Annotated in this window: 14 protein-coding genes; 5 read left to right on the forward strand and 9 right to left on the reverse strand. The window is 51.5% G+C overall.

What is annotated here, in order from left to right:
- Together HEN21_RS23190 and ccp are read right to left on the reverse strand one after the other, a co-directional pair.
- A partial coding sequence (locus HEN21_RS23190; RefSeq protein ID WP_244498947.1) for a hypothetical protein occupies positions 1–121 on the reverse strand: 121 nt, incomplete at its 3' end.
- A gap of 209 nt (positions 122–330) precedes the next feature.
- The gene (ccp, locus tag HEN21_RS21145; RefSeq protein WP_176252744.1) at positions 331–1,728 is read right to left on the reverse strand and encodes a cytochrome c peroxidase; all 1,398 of its coding nucleotides are present in this window, start codon (positions 1,726–1,728) and stop codon (positions 331–333) included.
- Positions 1,729–2,132: 404 nt separating this feature from the next.
- On the opposite strand from ccp, the gene HEN21_RS21150 reads away from it, so the two are divergent.
- Positions 2,133–3,782: an alpha,alpha-trehalase gene (locus HEN21_RS21150; protein ID WP_176252745.1), complete on the forward strand. Its 1,650-nt coding sequence runs from the start codon at positions 2,133–2,135 to the stop codon at positions 3,780–3,782.
- A 50-nt stretch (positions 3,783–3,832) separates the two neighbouring features.
- Here the strand turns inward: HEN21_RS21150 and HEN21_RS21155 are convergent, their stop codons facing one another.
- A complete protein-coding gene (locus HEN21_RS21155) occupies positions 3,833–4,435 on the reverse strand; it encodes a helix-turn-helix transcriptional regulator (protein ID WP_001165766.1) in 603 nt (200 codons plus the stop codon).
- A 518-nt stretch (positions 4,436–4,953) separates the two neighbouring features.
- On the opposite strand from HEN21_RS21155, the gene HEN21_RS21160 reads away from it, so the two are divergent.
- From HEN21_RS21160 to HEN21_RS21170, 3 genes are all read left to right on the forward strand, one after another.
- A complete protein-coding gene (locus HEN21_RS21160) occupies positions 4,954–5,853 on the forward strand; it encodes a LysR family transcriptional regulator (RefSeq protein ID WP_105287223.1) in 900 nt (299 codons plus the stop codon).
- 48 nt (positions 5,854–5,901) lie between these two features.
- Positions 5,902–6,915 (forward strand): inner membrane protein YhjD, encoded by a 1,014-nt coding sequence (gene yhjD, locus HEN21_RS21165; protein WP_000191243.1) that lies wholly within the window; start codon positions 5,902–5,904, stop codon positions 6,913–6,915.
- 373 nt (positions 6,916–7,288) lie between these two features.
- Positions 7,289–8,611: an MFS transporter gene (locus HEN21_RS21170; protein ID WP_001149024.1), complete on the forward strand. Its 1,323-nt coding sequence runs from the start codon at positions 7,289–7,291 to the stop codon at positions 8,609–8,611.
- Between the two features lie 234 nt (positions 8,612–8,845).
- Here HEN21_RS21170 and HEN21_RS21175 read toward each other — a convergent pair whose 3' ends face one another.
- On the reverse strand, positions 8,846–10,906 hold the full coding sequence (locus HEN21_RS21175) for an AsmA family protein (protein WP_176252746.1): 2,061 nt from the start codon (positions 10,904–10,906) through the stop codon (positions 8,846–8,848).
- A gap of 69 nt (positions 10,907–10,975) precedes the next feature.
- Positions 10,976–11,743, reverse strand: a complete 768-nt coding sequence (gene pdeH, locus HEN21_RS21180; protein ID WP_176252747.1) for a cyclic-guanylate-specific phosphodiesterase — start codon at positions 11,741–11,743, stop codon at positions 10,976–10,978.
- 231 nt (positions 11,744–11,974) lie between these two features.
- Here pdeH and kdgK point away from each other — a divergent pair, with 231 nt between their 5' ends.
- Positions 11,975–12,904: a 2-dehydro-3-deoxygluconokinase gene (gene kdgK / locus HEN21_RS21185; RefSeq protein WP_000037563.1), complete on the forward strand. Its 930-nt coding sequence runs from the start codon at positions 11,975–11,977 to the stop codon at positions 12,902–12,904.
- 95 nt (positions 12,905–12,999) lie between these two features.
- On the opposite strand, the gene HEN21_RS21190 is transcribed toward kdgK, so the two are convergent.
- The 4 genes from HEN21_RS21190 to HEN21_RS21205 form a co-directional block, all read right to left on the reverse strand.
- Positions 13,000–14,496 carry a M16 family metallopeptidase gene (locus tag HEN21_RS21190; RefSeq protein WP_176252748.1) on the reverse strand — a complete coding sequence of 499 codons (1,497 nt, stop codon included), beginning with the start codon at positions 14,494–14,496 and terminating at the stop codon, positions 13,000–13,002.
- 219 nt (positions 14,497–14,715) lie between these two features.
- Complete coding sequence (gene dctA / locus HEN21_RS21195) at positions 14,716–16,002, reverse strand: C4-dicarboxylate transporter DctC (RefSeq protein ID WP_000858209.1); 1,287 nt, start codon at positions 16,000–16,002, stop codon at positions 14,716–14,718.
- A gap of 182 nt (positions 16,003–16,184) precedes the next feature.
- Positions 16,185–18,173 (reverse strand): biofilm formation regulator HmsP, encoded by a 1,989-nt coding sequence (gene hmsP / locus HEN21_RS21200; RefSeq protein ID WP_176252749.1) that lies wholly within the window; start codon positions 18,171–18,173, stop codon positions 16,185–16,187.
- Between the two features lie 81 nt (positions 18,174–18,254).
- Positions 18,255–19,276, reverse strand: a 1,022-nt coding sequence (locus tag HEN21_RS21205) for a cellulose synthase subunit BcsC-related outer membrane protein (RefSeq protein ID WP_183082935.1), incomplete at its 5' end; no start/stop codon positions are given.

The raw sequence follows: 19,276 nt of genomic DNA on the forward strand, positions 1-19,276 counted from the left end.
TGTCATCGCGCATTTCGTGCAGCGGAAAACGTTTAGATTCCGCGATAGTGGAAATTGCCTTTGCGCCAAAACGCGAGTCGAGTAGTTCTGAGCGGAAATCCGTTAACAGCTTCTGGTCCATTTCGAACTCCTTAAATTTATTTGAAGGCAATAAAAAAGTAGGATTTATCTGGAATGGACGCAAGGCGTTGCGGGTGTAATTTAAATAACAAAATCCTAAACAGAAAAACGACTTTTTATAATATAAACATTTAACATGATAATATAAAAAACAGACTTTATTATCGTAATAAAAATCGCCCGAAATTCCTGTTCGGGCGTTCGAATTAATTATTGTTTATCCTGCATATACGGTGTGTAAACTCCGTTCAGGCTGTGCAGGAAAGCCACGATATCATCCACATCCTCCTGCGGCAGCTCTTTACCTACCTGGTAGCGCAGCATCAGTTTCACCGCCCCGTCCAGCGTCGGCACATCGCCGCGATGGAAGTACGGCGCCGTTAGCGCAACGTTACGTAAACCGGGTACTTTCTGACGCAGTTTATCGCGTTCTTCTTTAGTAACATTCATACGCCCAATATCCGCCGCCGTAATTTCACCAAAGTTAAAGTCTTTTTTCAGACCCAGCGGTTCGAAAGAACGTCCACCGAGAATAATACCGCCATGACACGTTGCACATTTATTATCTTTAAATAATTGATAACCTTTTTTCTGCTGCGCAGTCAGCGCATTTTCATCACCACGCAACCATTTATCAAACGGTGAATCCGGCGTAATTAATGTTTTCTCAAATTCAGCAATTGCGTCAGTAATATTTTCACCACTGAAACCTTGCGGATAAACTTTGAGGAACTGCGCTTTCAGCACAGGATCCTTTTCCAACTTCGCAATGATTTCGTCCCAGGATTTTGACGCCATTTCAATCGGATTCAGCGGCGGCCCACCCGCCTGATCCTGCAATGTTGCCGCACGACCATCCCAGAATTGCTCAACGTTAAACACCGAGTTAAACACCGTCGGCGCATTAATCGGCCCGACCGCACCACCGACGCCAATCGACGTTTTTCTGCCATCAACACCTCCCGCATTCAGCGCATGACAATGAGCACAAGAAATGGTGCTATCAGCCGATAAACGGGGATCGTGATACAGGGCAAACCCCAACGCCACTTTTTGCGCATCGGTAGGCAGTTTTTGCGGGATGGGCTGCACCGGTTCATTACGGTGCTCCGGCGCGGTGTTATTGCTGGCGTAATATTCCGCGCGCTGTTTTGCAATCCAGGCGAGTATTTCCGCCCGCTCTTCATCACTCACCTTACCCGCCCAATGCAGTGCGGTATAACGCGTTGGCGGCATAGTTTCATACTGCATCACCCATTCAATCTTGTTCAGATCGCTTTGCGAAACGGGTTTATCTGCCAGCAGAGCCGCACGCACTGCCTCGAGGTTAAAAGATTTATATCCGAGCCTAATGTCGTAATCCATCAACTGTTTCGCGCCAGGAATATAATAATAGGCGGGTAATTCTGCGGAAGGCGTATGGCAATAGTCGCATCCTTTTTCGCGGAGAAAACCTAAAACCTTATTATTTTCACTGACAGCAGATGCCTGAACATCAGCCTGTTTACTGCGTTTATTATCGTGGTACCACACATAACCAGATAATCCTAAATAGCAAATCGCGACGCCAGCCAGGCCGATCGCGGTAATACGTGAGACCATTTTCATTATTCTTCCCTCACGGTAGTGAGTTATTGTGACCCAGAAAATTTTCCAGAATGCTGCAAACGTCTCTGCGAGACTAAACCATCATAAAAAACAGGGGAATTAGCTTTTTGATAGGAATCAATCAATTACATGAATATAAACTATCAATAAGATAGCCTATACCTATTACTCAGATCAGGAATGGCATATCATGATTACGGGGAGACCATGATTGAATGTTCCGAAAATGAAAAACAACATGGAATTCTTATTTTTATAAATTCCATTGATATTAGTGCGTTATATTTTTTGCCCCATTAATAAACGTGATCCACCGCACGCTTTGTCGCCCATCGACCGGAGCGAATGACTACGCTTAAAGGAAAGCCCGATAATTAGAGACGAATTTCGGAGGTCGGATCCTTATGCTCAATCAGAAAATTCAAAACCCTAATCCAGACGAACTGATGGTCGAGGTCGATCTCTGTTATGAACTGGATCCGTATGAATTAAAACTGGATGAGATGCTCGAGGCAGAGCCAGAACCCGAAATGATTGAAGGGCTGCCAGCCTCTGACGCGCTAACACCTGCTGACCGCTATCTCGAACTTTTCGAACATGTCCAGTCGGCAAAAATTTTCCCCGATAGTAAAACGTTTCCTGACTGCGCCCCCAAAATGGACCCGCTGGATATCTTAATCCGCTATCGTAAAGTGCGCCGTCATCGTGATTTCGATTTGCGCAAGTTTGTTGAAAATCACTTCTGGTTACCGGAAGTCTACTCCAGCGAGTATGTATCAGACCCGCAAAACTCCCTGAAAGAGCATATCGACCAGCTATGGCCGGTATTAACCCGCGAGCCGCAGGATCACATTCCGTGGTCTTCTCTGCTGGCGCTGCCGCAGTCGTATATTGTCCCTGGCGGTCGTTTTAGCGAAACCTACTATTGGGATTCCTATTTCACCATGCTGGGTCTGGCGGAAAGCGGGCGTGAAGATTTGCTGAAATGCATGGCCGATAACTTCGCCTGGATGATCGAAAACTACGGGCACATCCCCAACGGCAACCGCACCTACTATTTGAGCCGCTCGCAGCCACCGGTTTTTGCGCTGATGGTGGAGTTGTTTGAAGAAGATGGTGTACGCGGAGCGCGCCGCTATCTCGACCATCTGAAAATGGAATATGCCTTCTGGATGGACGGAGCAGAATCGCTGATCCCTAATCAGGCCTATCGCCATGTAGTGCGAATGCCGGACGGCTCGCTGCTCAACCGTTACTGGGACGATCGCGACACGCCGCGTGACGAATCCTGGCTTGAGGACGTTGAAACCGCGAAACATTCTGGTCGCCCGCCCAACGAGGTGTACCGTGATTTACGCGCGGGGGCGGCCTCCGGTTGGGATTACTCTTCCCGTTGGCTGCGTGATACCGGTCGTCTGGCGAGCATTCGTACCACCCAGTTCATTCCCATCGATCTGAATGCTTTCCTGTTTAAACTGGAGAGCGCCATCGCCAACATCTCGGCGCTGAAAGGCGACAAGGAAACGGAAACTCTGTTCCGCCAGAAAGCCAATGCCCGCCGCGATGCGGTAAACCATTATCTCTGGGATGATGAAAATGGTCTCTACCGCGATTACGACTGGCGGCGCGAACAACAGGCTCTCTTTTCCGCTGCTGCCATTGTGCCGTTATATGTGGGCATGGCGAGCCATGAACAGGCCGACCGTCTGGCAAATGCCGTGCGCAGCCGGTTACTGACGCCGGGCGGGATTCTGGCAAGTGAGTATGAAACCGGTGAACAGTGGGATAAACCCAACGGCTGGGCGCCATTACAATGGATGGCGATTCAGGGATTTAAAATGTACGGTGATGACTATCTGGGGGATGAGATCGCGCGTAGCTGGCTGAAGACGGTGAATCAGTTCTACCTGGAACAGCACAAACTGATCGAGAAATACCATATTGCCGATGGTGTCCCCCGCGAGGGCGGCGGGGGCGAATATCCGTTGCAGGATGGGTTTGGCTGGACCAACGGTGTGGTACGTCGTTTAATTGGTCTATACGGCGAACCATAATATTTTTACAGCCAACCGCTAACTTCCTGCTAGCTGTAAAATTATCCTCTTCAGGAGGATATATTTAACATCATCGCTGCCTGGGTACGGTTTTTCACTTCCAGACGGCGATAGAGCGATTCCAGGTGCGCTTTTACCGTTCCGGTGCTGATATTTAATGCCCGACCAATCTCTTTATTCGATTCGCCCGCCGCCAGCATGGTTAAAATTTCCCGCTGGCGGGCGCTTAACGATTTGAGATCTTTCGTATCCTTTTCCGGCGTGGTTCGCCAGTCACCGGGCAGAAACATCATTCCCATCGCCGCACTATTGACCGCCAACACGAACGTATCGATCGAAGAATCACGCGGTACAATCGCCATCACATTGAAATGAATAACCTCCTGCAACCATCGTTTGTTGCAATCCGAAGCCGTGATTAACACCTTAACCTCAGGAAATTGCACCACGGTTTTTTGCAGTAACCAGTAGCAAAACTCACCATCCTGATCGCCATCGAGCATAACTAAGGCTTCAGGGTAGCTTTCCAGCTTTTGCCATAACTCGTCTGCCTGACCGACGCCCTGAATACCTACTCCTGGAATACGTTGCTGTAAACTGACTTTCATTCCATGAATAAATATTGACTGCCTGTCAAACATGATTATTTGCATTACTGAATCTCCACCTGAATACGTTAAAAAGGCTTAAGTAGTGGAAGGGTATTACCCGAGAGACAAAATAAGAATTCGCCATTTGGCAGAGGCCATTCTACAGAGATGAAAGATAGAAAATAGTTACCGATATAAATAGTTACAGCTAAACGCCTGAAATTACATGTCGAGGGCACTATTTAAAAAAATCTTAAGGAATTCCTTATATTTTCGCGCCACGTTCCGGTTAACCAGGCCAATTCAGCGCACGCTTTAATAGCATCCACAGTTTAAGAAAGTGACTGGATTACGCACAAATACACAATGTCGTGTGTGAGCATTTTATAAAACGAATCAAAATTTTGGCTTTCTGTTGGTTATTTCTCTATTCAGAGACGCGAATCCGCCTTTTATTCTCTAAAATCACCTCACTTTCAACGTTGCATCGTTGTGAAACCATGCATTAGATGTTAGAAAAAACAATAAACAATGCGATATACGCGTTACTGTTTCGCTGTGAACAACAATCGGTCAAAGAAATGGATAAAATTCACGCAATGCAGTTGTTCATCAAAGTCGCAGAGCTGGAGAGTTTTTCCCGCGCGGCGGATTTCTTTGCTTTGCCAAAGGGAAGTGTTTCGCGCCAGATACAGGCACTGGAACATCAACTTGGCACCCAGCTTCTCCAGCGCACCACGCGACGGGTCAAACTCACGCCTGATGGCATGACCTATTACCAACGGGCAAAAGATGTGTTGAGTAATCTCAACGAACTGGACGGTTTATTTCAGCAGGAGGCCACCAGCATCAGCGGTAAATTACGCATCGATATCCCATCCGGGATGGCAAAAACCCTGCTACTGCCGCGCCTGCCCGAATTTCTCCATCAATATCCGGGAATTGAACTGGAATTAAGCAGCAATGACCGTCCGGTAGATATTCTTCATGATGGCTTTGATTGCGTAGTACGCACGGGAACGTTGCCCGACGATGGACTCATCACCCGCCCCCTCGGCAAACTGACGATGGTCAACTGCGCCAGTCCGCACTATCTGACGCGCTTTGGTTATCCGCAAAGTCCCGACGACCTGACTTCGCACGCGGTAGTGCATTACACGCCACATCTGGGCGCGCATCCGTTGGGTTTTGAGGTTGCCAGTGTTAATGGCGTCCAGTGGTTTAAGTCCGGCGGCATGTTGACGGTAAACAGTAGAGAAAACTATCTTGCCGCCGGTCTGGCGGGACTGGGGATTATTCAGATCCCCCGCGTCACCGTACGCGAAGCCCTACGCGCCAGACAGCTTATCGAAGTGTTACCCAACTACCGCGCCGAACCACGCTCCATTTCTCTGGTTTACCCACAGCGTCGGGAGCTTTCCCGCCGTGTAAACCTGTTTATGCAGTGGCTGGCTGGTGTGATGAAAGAGTACCTGGACTGACCGACTATACTTTTTAAGAAAGACAACGACAGAAGGACTAAAGAGCGGATGACGCAGGAAAACGAGATCAAACGTCCCACCCAGGATCTGGAGCACGAGCCAATTAAGCATCTGGATAATAGCGATAAAGGCGGCAAAGTCAGTCAGGCACTGGAAACCGTCACCACCACCGCCGAAAAAATCCAACGCCAACCGATCATCGCGCACCTTATTCGCGCGACAGAACGCTTTAACGATCGGCTTGGTAATCAGTTTGGCGCGGCCATCACCTATTTCTCGTTTTTGTCGATGATCCCGATTTTAATGGTGTCATTTGCCGCAGGGGGTTTTGTGCTGGCTTCGCATCCGATGCTGTTGCAGGATATCTTCGACAAGATTCTGCAAAACATCAGCGATCCGACGCTTGCCGCCACGTTGAAAAACACCATCAACACTGCCGTTCAGCAGCGTACTACCGTAGGACTTGTTGGGTTAGCCGTGGCGCTATACTCCGGCATCAACTGGATGGGGAATTTACGTGAAGCAATTCGCGCCCAATCGCGCGATGTCTGGGAACGTTCGCCGCAAGATCAGGAGAAGTTCTGGGTAAAATATCTGCGTGACTTTATTTCGCTGATTGGTTTGTTGATTGCGCTGATTGTGACGCTCTCAATCACTTCCGTTGCCGGTTCTGCGCAACAAATGATTATTAGCGCGCTGCACCTTAATAGCATTGAGTGGCTGAAACCGACGTGGCGGTTGATTGGTCTGGCGATTTCTATCTTTGCCAACTATCTGCTTTTCTTCTGGATCTTCTGGCGCCTGCCGCGCCACCGTCCGCGTAGAAAGGCGCTGATTCGCGGGACGTTCCTCGCAGCGATTGGTTTTGAAGTGATTAAAATTGTGATGACGTATACCCTGCCGTCGTTGATGAAATCCCCATCTGGCGCAGCATTTGGTTCCGTGCTGGGGCTGATGGCATTTTTCTACTTCTTCGCTCGTCTGACGCTGTTTTGCGCGGCGTGGATTGCCACCGCCGAGTATAAAGATGACCCGCGAATGCCGGGGAAAACACAGCCTTAAAATATGCCGGATGCGGCGTAAACGCCTTATCCGGCCTGACTCCCCGTAGGCCGGATAAGATGCGCCAGCATCGCATCCGGCTATAATGTGCACATAACCACCTGAAACGACATCTCTTCAGGAGCGAACAATTTCACGCCAACTCATTAGCCCAGCATATAAATCCAGTCGGTAACTTTTATTTAACCTGAAACCAGTTTTATTGACTATTTATGAAATTGTGTGAAGCATTTCATAGAAGAAAAATCATTAGCCTAAACATTATCCCCTTTTTGCCTGGTTTTTGACCATTTTCGCGATTTGTTACACATTGAAATATCACTTTTGCTGTGCGTAATATGGCTATTCGTTAGCCAAAAAATAAGAAAAGATTATGCAAGCAACAGCCACAACACTCGAAAATAACCAGGAATTCACGCCGGTAAACTCGCGTAATAAAGTCCTTGTTGCCTCCCTCATTGGTACAGCCATTGAGTTCTTCGACTTTTACATTTACGCCACTGCAGCCGTCATTGTGTTCCCGCATATCTTCTTCCCGCAGGGCGACCCGGCGGCAGCGACCCTACAATCGCTTGCCACCTTCGCCATTGCCTTCGTCGCGCGCCCCATCGGCTCTGCCGTATTTGGTCATTTCGGCGATCGCGTTGGACGTAAAGCGACACTGGTCGCCTCTTTGCTAACGATGGGGATTTCGACCGTGGTGATTGGTCTGCTGCCGGGCTATGCCACGATTGGTATTTTCGCCCCGCTGCTGCTGGCACTGGCTCGATTTGGTCAGGGGCTGGGCTTAGGCGGTGAATGGGGCGGCGCGGCGCTGCTGGCGACTGAAAACGCCCCACCGCGCAAACGTGCACTGTATGGCTCCTTCCCACAGCTGGGCGCACCGATTGGCTTCTTCTTTGCCAACGGCACTTTCTTGCTGCTTTCCTGGCTACTGACCGACGAGCAGTTTATGAGCTGGGGCTGGCGTGTGCCATTTATCTTCTCGGCGGTGCTGGTCATTATCGGCCTGTATGTTCGCGTGTCGCTGCATGAGTCGCCGGTGTTTGAGAAAGTCGCTAAAGCGAAAAAACAGGTGAAGATCCCGCTGGGTACGCTGCTGACCAAACATGTTCGCGTAACCGTACTGGGTACGTTCATTATGCTGGCAACCTATACGCTGTTTTACATCATGACGGTCTACTCTATGACCTTTAGTACCGCCGCCGCGCCAGTTGGGCTTGGCCTGCCGCGTAACGAAGTGCTGTGGATGCTGATGATGGCAGTAATTGGTTTTGGTGTGATGGTGCCAGTCGCCGGATTGCTGGCAGATGCCTTTGGGCGTCGTAAAAGCATGGTAATCATCACGACGCTTATCATCCTGTTTGCGCTGTTCGCCTTTAACCCGTTGCTCGGTTCTGGTAACCCAATTCTGGTTTTTGCCTTCCTGCTGTTGGGGTTAAGTCTGATGGGGCTGACTTTCGGGCCGATGGGCGCGCTGTTGCCAGAACTGTTCCCGACGGAAGTGCGTTACACCGGAGCATCGTTCTCTTACAACGTATCGTCGATTCTTGGGGCTTCCGTTGCGCCGTATATCGCAGCCTGGTTGCAGACTAACTACGGGTTAGGTGCAGTGGGGTTATATCTGGCGGCAATGGCTGGCTTGACGTTAATTGCCCTGCTGCTGACGCATGAGACGCGACATCAGTCTTTGTAAGTATCGTGCGGGCTGCCACCCTCACCCCAGCCCTCTCCCTGAAAGGGAGAGGGAGAAAAGCGGAGCGAGATGTTACATCGCGAACATAACAGCCCTCCCCCCAGAAAGTGAACGGAAAAGCGGTACTCGTTGTTTCAACACACACAAAACAGTCCCCTCGCCCCTTTGGGGAGAGGGTTAGGGTGAGGGGAACACGCTGTTTCCGAACTCACCAGCAAACACAATCCCCCCTCATCACTTCTTCATCTGCGACAAAATCATCCGGCACTGATTAGCTTCACCTTCTGAAGGCGAAATCAGCGCCAGTAACGCCGCCGCAGGTGTCACTAGCGTTGCCAGTGCCGCCGCAACAGCACCACGGGCAATCAACGGCCCGGCTTTCACGCCAGCCTGCGGGTTCTTAAACGAGCCACGCACATACAGCGGCGAACGCAACGTGATAATACGAATCCCTTTGCTCTCCGGATCAATAGTCAAATCCAGTTGCTCCGAAGCAAAACTTGCCGTGCCGGTAACGTTAATCAACGCGTTCTCAGTATCGAAAGCAAAAATCTGCGGGCGTGCCACACCGTTAGCGATATCCAGATTCGCCGCCGCGCAGTTCACCCGCACCTCATCATCACCGAAAATCGCACCGACAATGTAGTTTCCGACGTTCAGCCCAACAATCTCCATCAGGTTACGGCTCACCAGCCCGTCATTCATCAACAGTTTCAGGTTGCCGTTACTGTTGCCTAAAAGCGCCGCCACCGAGTTACCGCTACCACGCAGTTCAGCATCGCCGTTCATTTCTCCCAGCGTTTTCTGCATCAGTTCTACATCCGGCATCAGCTCCTTCAGCTTCAGTCGACGAGCCTGTATATCCGCCCGCCCCTGCATCGGTTTTTTGTCCCCTTCCAGATGAATATTCGCCGCAATGCTGCCGCCCGCCATACCAAATTTCAGCGGTTGCAGGCGCAGGTCAGCGTTTTTGAGGATGATATGGGTTGAAAGATCGCTAATCGGCAAACTGCTGCCATGCTCGATACGTCGGCCTTTGAAGCGAACATCGGCATCCATAACGTCCCATTTATCGGTTTCGAAGCGGTCATAAGGCAGCACTTTGCCCGCAGGCTGAACGCTTTTTTCGCCCTTCTTCTGTTCAGACCGTTTCGACTTTTCTGCCCCTTTCCCGGAATCAACGCCAATCAACGGCCCCAAATCAGCCAGCCGTAACTGCCGCGACTCAACGTCACCTTCCAGCTTTGGTCGCGGCTTGCCGGTGGTGTAGACCAGAGAACCGTGGATATCGCTATCGCCAATTCGCCCATTAAAACCGCGATAATCAAAGACCGACGATTTTTCAGTGTCGATTTTCGCTACCAGCCGACCATTGGTTTCAAACGGCGGGGTATCGGGCAGTAGAACGCCCGTCAGTTCATAGAGATCACCCAGCGAATCGCCGGAAAATTTAAGCCGTAAATCGACGCCGCCCATCTTCATTGGGTCATTCACGACGCCATCAAAAGCAACACGGGTGTTACCAGAGCGAAAATCAGCCTGTACCGGAAACGGTGTTCCTTCGCCACGCAGCGCCAGCATACCGCCTATTTTTCCCGTACCCGTGAGCGGTTCACCGTTATAACGTCCCTGCGCCTTCAGGCCAAAAACGTAATCGCCCACCTTTTCTTTGTCCGCTTTACCTTTCGATCCGGTAACTTCGCTGAACGGCAGCGGCTTGCCTAACGGATCGACAAAAATTTCCAGATCCGCTTTGCTTACTTTGTCATCAATAGCGATCCGCCCTTGATCGAACAGAATATTATCCAGGCGGAACGACCACGCCGACGGCTTCGCATCCACGTCTTTGTTGTCATCGTTGGCGAGATTAAACGTCCAGTTGTTGTTCTTTTCCGAGAGGCGAATCAGGCGCGCGTCGGGCTTTTCCAGCTTGATCCACGGCAGCCAGACCGTTTTAGTCAGCAACGCCAGCGGAGCCAGCGTCGCTTCTACGCGCGGTAAATGTACCATCGTCACTTCGGGAATATCCGGCGGGTTGCCGAGAATGATGTCTTGTGCGTGTACATGAGGCCACGGCACCCAGCTACGCCAGCCGGTTTCCTGCTTTTGCCGTTCCCACACCACACCCAGATCGCCACGGATGGCGAAGGGGCGATTCAGTTCCGCAGAGACTTTCTGGTTGATGGTCGGTTTGAGACGGTTCCAGTCAAACGTTGCAATCAAAATGATCGCCACGACGATCAACAACAAGAAAGCCCCTGAAATCGCAGCGGTTATTTTGCCTGCTTTGCTCATAGTTCGCTTCCTCACATTCTTCCTGTGCCAGTCCTAAAGATAGTCCAGCCAGGCAGAAAATGAGGGGGCTTACAGAGCCAGCGCCACTGAGTCCAGCGTTTCTATTGGTGCCGGACGTGAAAGAAACCAGCCTTGTGCGGCGAATGCGGGAGAATTTTGCACATCGCCCCATTCTTCCTCAGTCTCGATACCTTCGACGATCACCCCACGGCAGTAGCGGTTCATCAAATGCAAAAGCTGGGAAAAGAGCGTGCGACCTTCTGGCGACTGGCGCAACATCACAAACAGTTCGCGAGCGATTTTGATGTAGTCGTAACGCACTTCACTTAGCGCAGAGAAATTTGCCATCCCGGTGCCAAAATCATCCAGCCACAGTGGGCCAAATTCGCACATCGAAGCAAACGTTGAATCTTTCGGTAGACGGATGTGTTCCACCAGTTCGAAACGCAGCCAGGGAAGACGGTCAATCTGACGCAAAATTTCCGGCTGCTGACGTAGGGCGAGAAGCGTAGGTCCATCAATATTAACCGATGCCAGCAGGCCGTGCTCAACGAAGAACGCGGATTTTTTCGCCAGTAAATCAATCTGTTCTTTCACCACATCCATACGATGCCTGACGGTGATTTCGGAAAAATAACGATCTGGCGGCAGCCGTTGCGAGGGATTATCAGGATGCGTAACAATGGTTAAAAGCTCCACGGCCATCAATCGTCCGGAAGTCTGGTAAATCGGCTGCCAGGTATAAACGCGCTCACACTGCAACCAAAAACGCCGTTCCTGCAAGCTCTCGATGCTTGCTTCAGGGTTGCTTATTCGCTGGATAACCTGCCTTATCATCGAAGATGTCCTGTGTTTAAAAGTGATGCTGCCCGGACTCGACAAATATTATCGGCGCGCCACGGCAGAACTTTACCGCCAGAGAGAAGTTAATTTGCCCACACAACGACGGAATCTTCCAGGAATACGTTCTGGCTCAAAAAAATAATGGAACAGCGTTTTAATATAGTTGACCAGCAAACCACCACAGCGCAAACTAACGCTAATTTTTTACAGATCAGGTTCACGACTATGTCCAAAAAGATTGCCGTGATTGGCGAATGCATGATTGAGCTTTCCGAGAAAGGCGCAGACGTTAAGCGCGGTTTCGGCGGCGATACCCTGAATACTTCCGTCTACATCGCTCGTCAGGTCGATCCTGCGGCATTAACCGTTCACTACGTAACGGCGCTGGGGACGGACAGTTTTAGTCAGCAGATGCTGGACGCCTGGCACGGCGAGAACGTCGATACTTCCCTGACCCAACGGATGGAAAACCGCCTGCCGGGTCTTTACTACATTGAAACCGATAGCACTGGCGAACGCACTTTCTACTACTGGCGTAACGAAGCCGCAGCTAAATTCTGGCTGGAGAGCGAGCAGTCAGCAGCGATTTGTGAAGAGCTGGCGAATTTCGATTACCTTTACCTTAGCGGGATTAGCCTGGCGATCTTAAGCCCGACCAGCCGCGAGAAGCTGCTTTCTCTGCTACGCGAATGCCGCGCCAACGGCGGGAAGGTCATTTTCGACAATAACTACCGTCCGCGCCTGTGGGCGAGCAAAGAAGAGACGCAGCAGGTGTACCAGCAAATGCTGGAATGCACAGATATCGCCTTCCTGACGCTGGACGATGAAGACGCGCTGTGGGGTCAACAGCCGGTGGAAGACGTCATTGCGCGCACCCATAACGCAGGCGTGAAAGAAGTGGTAGTAAAACGCGGGGCGGATTCTTGCCTGGTTTCTATTGCTGGCGAAGGGTTAGTGGATGTTCCAGCGGTGAAACTGCCGAAAGAAAAAGTGATCGACACCACCGCTGCGGGTGACTCTTTCAGCGCCGGTTATCTGGCGGTACGCCTGACCGGGGGAAGTGCAGAAGAAGCGGCAAAACGCGGACATTTGACTGCAAGTACGGTTATCCAGTATCGCGGCGCGATTATCCCGCGTGAGGCGATGCCAGCGTAAAAGCAGCATATGCAAAAGGCTGGATAAAGTGTTACCCCTCTATCCAGCTCATCCATAAATACCTGATGGTTGTGCTAACTCATCACCATCAGGCATTACTGTGCAGGTGGAATATCCGTCACTTCAGGATGCACATCATCCGTGGCGACAGGCGTCGCCGCAGCCGTGGCCGATGGCGCCATGATTTGATCCCAGGCAGCCTGCAACGATTTCATGTTAAATTCCGGCTCGCCTTTCGGCTGTAGCAGAATTAACGCCATGTCGTTCGACAACTGCTGACGCAGATCCTGATTTAACATCTCCACCGTCAGGCTGTTAAGGAAATCCTGACGCAGTTTCTGATATTGCTCCGGTGCGATATCGACAACCTGATTTTGCAGTGAACGCATCCGCTGCCCCATCAGAATATCGGTATCAGCTCGTGCATAGGCGGCAAACAGTTTCTGCAGCTCCAGTTTCTTTTGCGCGACCAGGGCGTTGAACTCTTCTTCTGGCAGACCTTTGTCGCGGACTTTCGCCAGTTCACGCGCCACCAGATTAAGGTTGCTGTTCAGCTTGTCGTTTGGTGACTCGATGTTGATGGCACATTGCGCACGCAGATACAGCACACGGCAATCGAATCCAAGGCCGATGTCTTTGCTGTTATTGGCGCTTAATGCTTGCTGAACATGCCAGAACAGCGCCTCACGAGCCAGATCCGCGCGCCAGTAGCGCAGCAGTGCGGCAGATTCACGAATTGGCTGCCACGGCGTGTCCCACATAATAGATAACCGATCCTGGCGCACCGCGTCGGTCATAATGCTCACCGCTTCCGCACGCAGCGGAGAAAGCGTCGGCACCGGAGCCGGTGTGTCACGTTTGCCTTTCAGTTCGCCAAACGTTTTGTTGATCTGGTCTACAACCGAGCGCGCATCCACGTTTCCCACCACCAGCAGCGTCATTGCATCTGGGGTATACCATTTCTGGTAGAAATCTTTAATCTTTTCCGCTTCAACGGGTTTTTTCAGCGGATCGGCAGGATCGTGACCTAACAAAGTTGATCCTTTCAGACGATAGCGCCACCAGCCTTCTTTAGTGTCGGCAGGCCAGGTTGCCACCATATCCTGGCTTTGCAGCGCATGGTTAACCGTTTCTGGTGTGATGGTCAGCTTGCCGGTCGCATTCGCCAGATAAGAGAGCGCCTCTTTCAGCAGATCGTTACGATTATTTGGCAAACTCAGATTAAACAGCGTGGTGTCGTAAGAGACGATCACCGGCGGCATCGGGCGCTTAGGGTCGATCCCCTGCTGCCACAATGAACGTGCCTGTGCCGCTTCCAGACCACCGCTTTGCGTCAGCGCAATACGAGGAATGGCATGACTGTAACCGCTCTGTTGGGTGCTTTCGGCGAGCGAACCGGTATTAACCAGCAGGCGAATTTCAACACGATCGCTGGGACGCTGGGGCGTGGTCAGCACTTGCCACTGTAAACCGTTGGCGAGCGTCCCCTGTTGCCATGCTGGATCAGGCTGGAGCGCATCTGCCTGCACATAGCCAGCAGTGGCCATCACCAGCAAACCGCCCGCTAAAAGTCGAATTTTTGTGCCCTGCATGTGAACCCCTGATCAACTATCCTGGTAATAAAAGACTGCCCGCTATCGGTCAGCCTAAATGACGTTAAAAACACTTCGTGTTAGACCGCAAGAACATGAAAATGTCACGGAGGAAGTGAAATAAACCCGAACTCACCCAGGTGGTAAATTCGGGCACAGGGGGCAATTATGCGCAAACACCCGCACTCGGGGAAGGGAGTGCGGGCATAAGTGGTGAGATTAAGAGGATAATTCGTGCGTTTTGCCATCCGGCGCACGATTATTCAGCACATCATCCAGTTTTTTGTGGTCCAGTTCTTTCACCCACTTCGCAACGACGATGGTCGCTACGCCGTTACCGACCAGGTTAGTCAGCGCACGGGCTTCTGACATGAAGCGGTCGATACCGAGGATCAGCGCCAGACCCGCCACCGGTAAATGGCCCACCGCAGAGAGTGTCGCCGCCAGCACGATAAAGCCACTGCCCGTTACCCCAGCCGCCCCTTTGGAAGAGAGCAGCAACACAATTAACAGCGTAATTTGGTGGACGATATCCATCTCACTGTTAGTGGCCTGGGCGATAAACACCGCCGCCATCGTCAGGTATATCGATGTTCCATCAAGGTTAAACGAGTAGCCTGTCGGGATAACCAGCCCCACCACCGACTTCCGGCAGCCGAGTTTTTCCATCTTGTCGAGCATACGCGGCAGCGCCGACTCGGAAGAGGATGTTCCCAGCACAATCAGCAGTTCTTCACGGATGTAGCGTATAAATTTGAAGATACTGAAACCGGTCGCTTTAGCGATTGAACCCAGTACCAGCACCACAAACAGGATACAGGTGATGTAGAAGCAGATAATGAGCTGCCCCAGTTGCACCAGTGTGCCGACGCCGTATTTACCGATGGTAAACGCCATCGCCCCAAACGCACCGATGGGTGCCAGACGCATGATCATATTGATGATGCCGAAGATGACCTGCGAGAAACTTTCGATGACGTTAAAAATCAGTTGGCCTTTGCTGCCCAGACGGTGGAGCGCAAAACCAAACAGTACGGCAAACAGCAGCACCTGCAGGATGTTACCGCTGGCAAATGCGCCAATGACGCTAGCCGGGATGACATCCATAATAAAGGCGACAATGCCCTGGTCTTTTGCCTGATCGGCGTAAACTGCTACCGCTTTCGCATCAAGCGTTGCCGGATCGACGTTCATTCCGGCGCCAGGCTGCACGACGTTAACAATAATAAGACCAATAATCAGCGCGATGGTACTGACAATTTCAAAGTAAAGCAGTGCGACTGCGCCGGTACGACCGACCGCCTTCATGCTTTCCATGCCCGCAATGCCCGTTACGACGGTACAAAAGATGACAGGAGCGATGATCATCTTAATGAGCTTAACGAACCCGTCGCCAAGCGGTTTCATTTGCTCGCCTATCTCAGGGTAGAAATGGCCAAGGAGAATACCAATGGCTATCGCTGTCAGGACCTGAAAGTAAAGGCTTTTAAACAGAGAGGTTTTCATAGGGTGTCCTTTAGTAAAACCACAGGTCTTGTAAGGTTATGGGGTACCTGCGGCCTTAAAATAACACCCAGACAACATCACAGAAATGTACCTGGATCATAATTGAAACAAAAAGGTTAAAAAGTTTGAGCTGGCTCGCACAAACCAGCACTTTTTAAAGTTTTGTAATCAGTTTGGGGTAGCTACTTTTCTTCCAGGTAACTCTCTTCGAAGATTTCTATGGGGAGTGGACGGGCAAAAAGGAAGCCCTGGGCAATACCAACACCTGCTTTTGCCAACCAGTCGCGTTGCGCTTCCGTTTCTACGCCTTCAGCAATCATTTGCAGATTCAGGCTTTGTGCCAGCATGATAATTGCAGCAATCATGCTGCTATCTTCCGGCAAGCCCTCAACAAACATTTTGTCGATTTTCAGCACGTCTATTGGCAACGATTTCATATGCTGCAACTGACGCAGCCCTGCGTAACCCATGCCGAAATCATCCAGCGCCACCTGTACGCCGGCGTTGCGCAGCGGACGGAGGATCGCCACCGCCGCGTGAGGGTCATCAATGCGTCGGCTTTCCGTGACCTCCAGGATCAACGTTCCAGGCTGAATACGATAACGAGTTAATAACCCCAGCATATCCGGCACCATATTTGGGTGCATCAACTGTAGCGCCGAGAGATTCACCGATAATGGCAACATAATGCCGCGCTCTTGCCAGGCAGCAAGCAGTCGACAGGATTCCTCCAGCACCCAATGACCAACGGTAACCATCAGCCCACAGGACTCAATACGATCGATTAAGCCATCCGGCAGTTCCCAGGTGCCATCCGCTTGCTGGATGCGCAGCAACGCTTCCGCGCTGACGAGTTTGCCGCTGGTCATCTCCACCTGTGGCTGTAGCCAAATAGCAAACTTATGATTTTCCAGTGCATTAAGGATATCGCTCTCTTCCGTCAACCGTTGTTGAGCTTCTTCCATCTGCTGTGGATCATAGAACTGAATCTGATTCTTCCCTTTATGACGAGCGGTAAATGCCGCCGAAATAGCACGACCATAAAGTTGTTCGGCAGTGAGATCGCCATAGAACATCGCCACACCGATGCTACAGTGCGGACGTAGCTGAATACGTTCAATCGGCAAGCGTTCACTCATGATAGTGAGCACTTGCTGACCTAATGTGATAGCGTGCCACGGTTCCTGTACACCATTAGCGATCACAGCGAAGTCATAGCCACTGACCTGTGCGAGGATCATGCGTGGCGACAGCACCGATTTAATTTTCTCCACCAGCGTCAGTAGCAGGATTTCCCGCTGCGCCTCTTTCAGTACGCCAGCAGTATCACGTAGCGTTTCACAAGTGATGATCATCAGTGCGGTGGTTTGTTTACGTGCGACCACCTGTTCCAGCATCTCTATCAGCAAGGCTTTGTTTGGCAAATCCGACACCGGGAAACGCATCGCGTTTTCGCACTGTTCTTCATAATGCCGCTGCAACAGTTGCTGATTGAGGTTGTAACTGCGCACCAGCATACCGATTTCGTCGTCCTGGTGCAGACGCGGCAAGGCCAGTTGATGGCCAACAATCTCTTGCGGTGGAATGGCGTTTAGCTCACGAGCGATATTGCGTAAAGGATGTAATATCAGTCGATTAATGCACCAACTAATCGCCACCGTCAGGATCAGCGACAAAAGTAAGTAAATGGTCACTAACGTAGAGACAGTGCTCATCACGAACTTGTACATGCGGAAGGAATCTGCCTGTAACACCAGATAGGCAATCGGCTGCGGGGTAGCAGGACGTTCCAGCGAGTAGACGCCCAGCGAGATTTGTACCGGTAACTCAAACAGTCGGGTGAACGTCACCGGCACCGGTCGCTCTGGAATAAAACTTTTACGCAGTGCCTGGAACTGATTAGGCAGCACTACGTCGGCGCGACTGACCACGCCCGCTGGTTTTATGCTGGCAAGAATAGCTTCCGCCTGAGGAATATCACCTTTCAAAATGGCGGAAGATAAGGGTTCGCGGACAGAGCGAGCAATGCTTTCCAGTTGCGTAGCCGTGTTATAGCGATTCTGCTGTACCAGATGAAACAGCAAAACAGTGCAAAAAACAAAAACGAACACCATGACAACGGCCGCCACCATTGCCATCTGCTTAATTGTTAACGAGCGACTAACGCGCAAATTGTCTCCCCCCGGAAATCCCAGATTGCCGCCCGAGTATACCCGATCGCAGCGGCATTAAGAGAGGCGCTATCTGAAAACTTACCAGTCGGCGTAAGGTATCAGCGGCTGCGGCGGTAAATCCATGTCGCCCTGCCATCCGGCGGCGGAATACCGCACGTAGAGCAGGAAATGGCTTGGCGCATAATCTTTCGCCTGCTGGATATCGATTGCCGTGCCGACAAACCAGTTGGACGTGACGCGACGCTCAAGTAACGCCCGCGCCGTGTAGCCAAAGCCCTGACTGCTGCCGCCGTCGTTGGTCTGGCTGGCGGCATCCTCTTTCCAGTCCGTCGGGATCAGGTTCATCAGCGGATAACGCGGCATGGTTTTGGTGCGCGAATGCGACCACGAGCCAGACGCACCCAGCTCCCACGACCAGTTTTCCGTCCGCTCACGCCACATCACCGGTATGGCAAACGACAGGTATTCCTGCGGGCTGTAGTAACCGCCCTGACCGAGTGAGTACCCACTCAGGTCTTTGTCGTAATGCCAGATCATATTGTTCAGGCCAATGGTCACACGGCGATTATTCTGGTTGATGACCTTATAGTAATAGCCCGTCATCCAGCGCACGCGCCAGTTATCTTCGACATTTTTGCCGGTTAACTGGTCGCCGCTAAGGGATGCCCAGACGCCGTTCGCTTCACCTTTATCGTAGCTCAGACTTAGCCCCATGCCATCGGCACGCACACCGCCCCATTTTTTCCCGGTATTGCCCGGTGAGTCTTTTTGCCCGCCAAAGGCCAGCAAAGAACTGGAGATGGGGCGACGGTGGGCGTTAACGGTGTAACCAAGCGGCCCGATATCGTCGCTGTAACTGATGCCACCGACCACATCCACCACGTTGAAGCCCATCGGCGTGGTGCCGATATCCCAGCTCCAGACGTCATTTCGCCAGCCGACCGCCACGCTGGCGCCGGAGTCCGACTGGCTGCGGTTGCCGCTACAGTCCTGCAACGTACAGGTGCCCCAGTTGTTATCCCATTTACCCTCAGCGTCGGCGGAAAAACTGCCGACGTTCATATTGACGAAATCACTGCGAAAGAACATCCGTCCGTCAG

Origin of the sequence: Escherichia sp. 93.1518 (assembly GCF_013368915.2) — a bacterium.
Lineage (GTDB): Bacteria > Pseudomonadota > Gammaproteobacteria > Enterobacterales > Enterobacteriaceae > Escherichia > Escherichia ruysiae.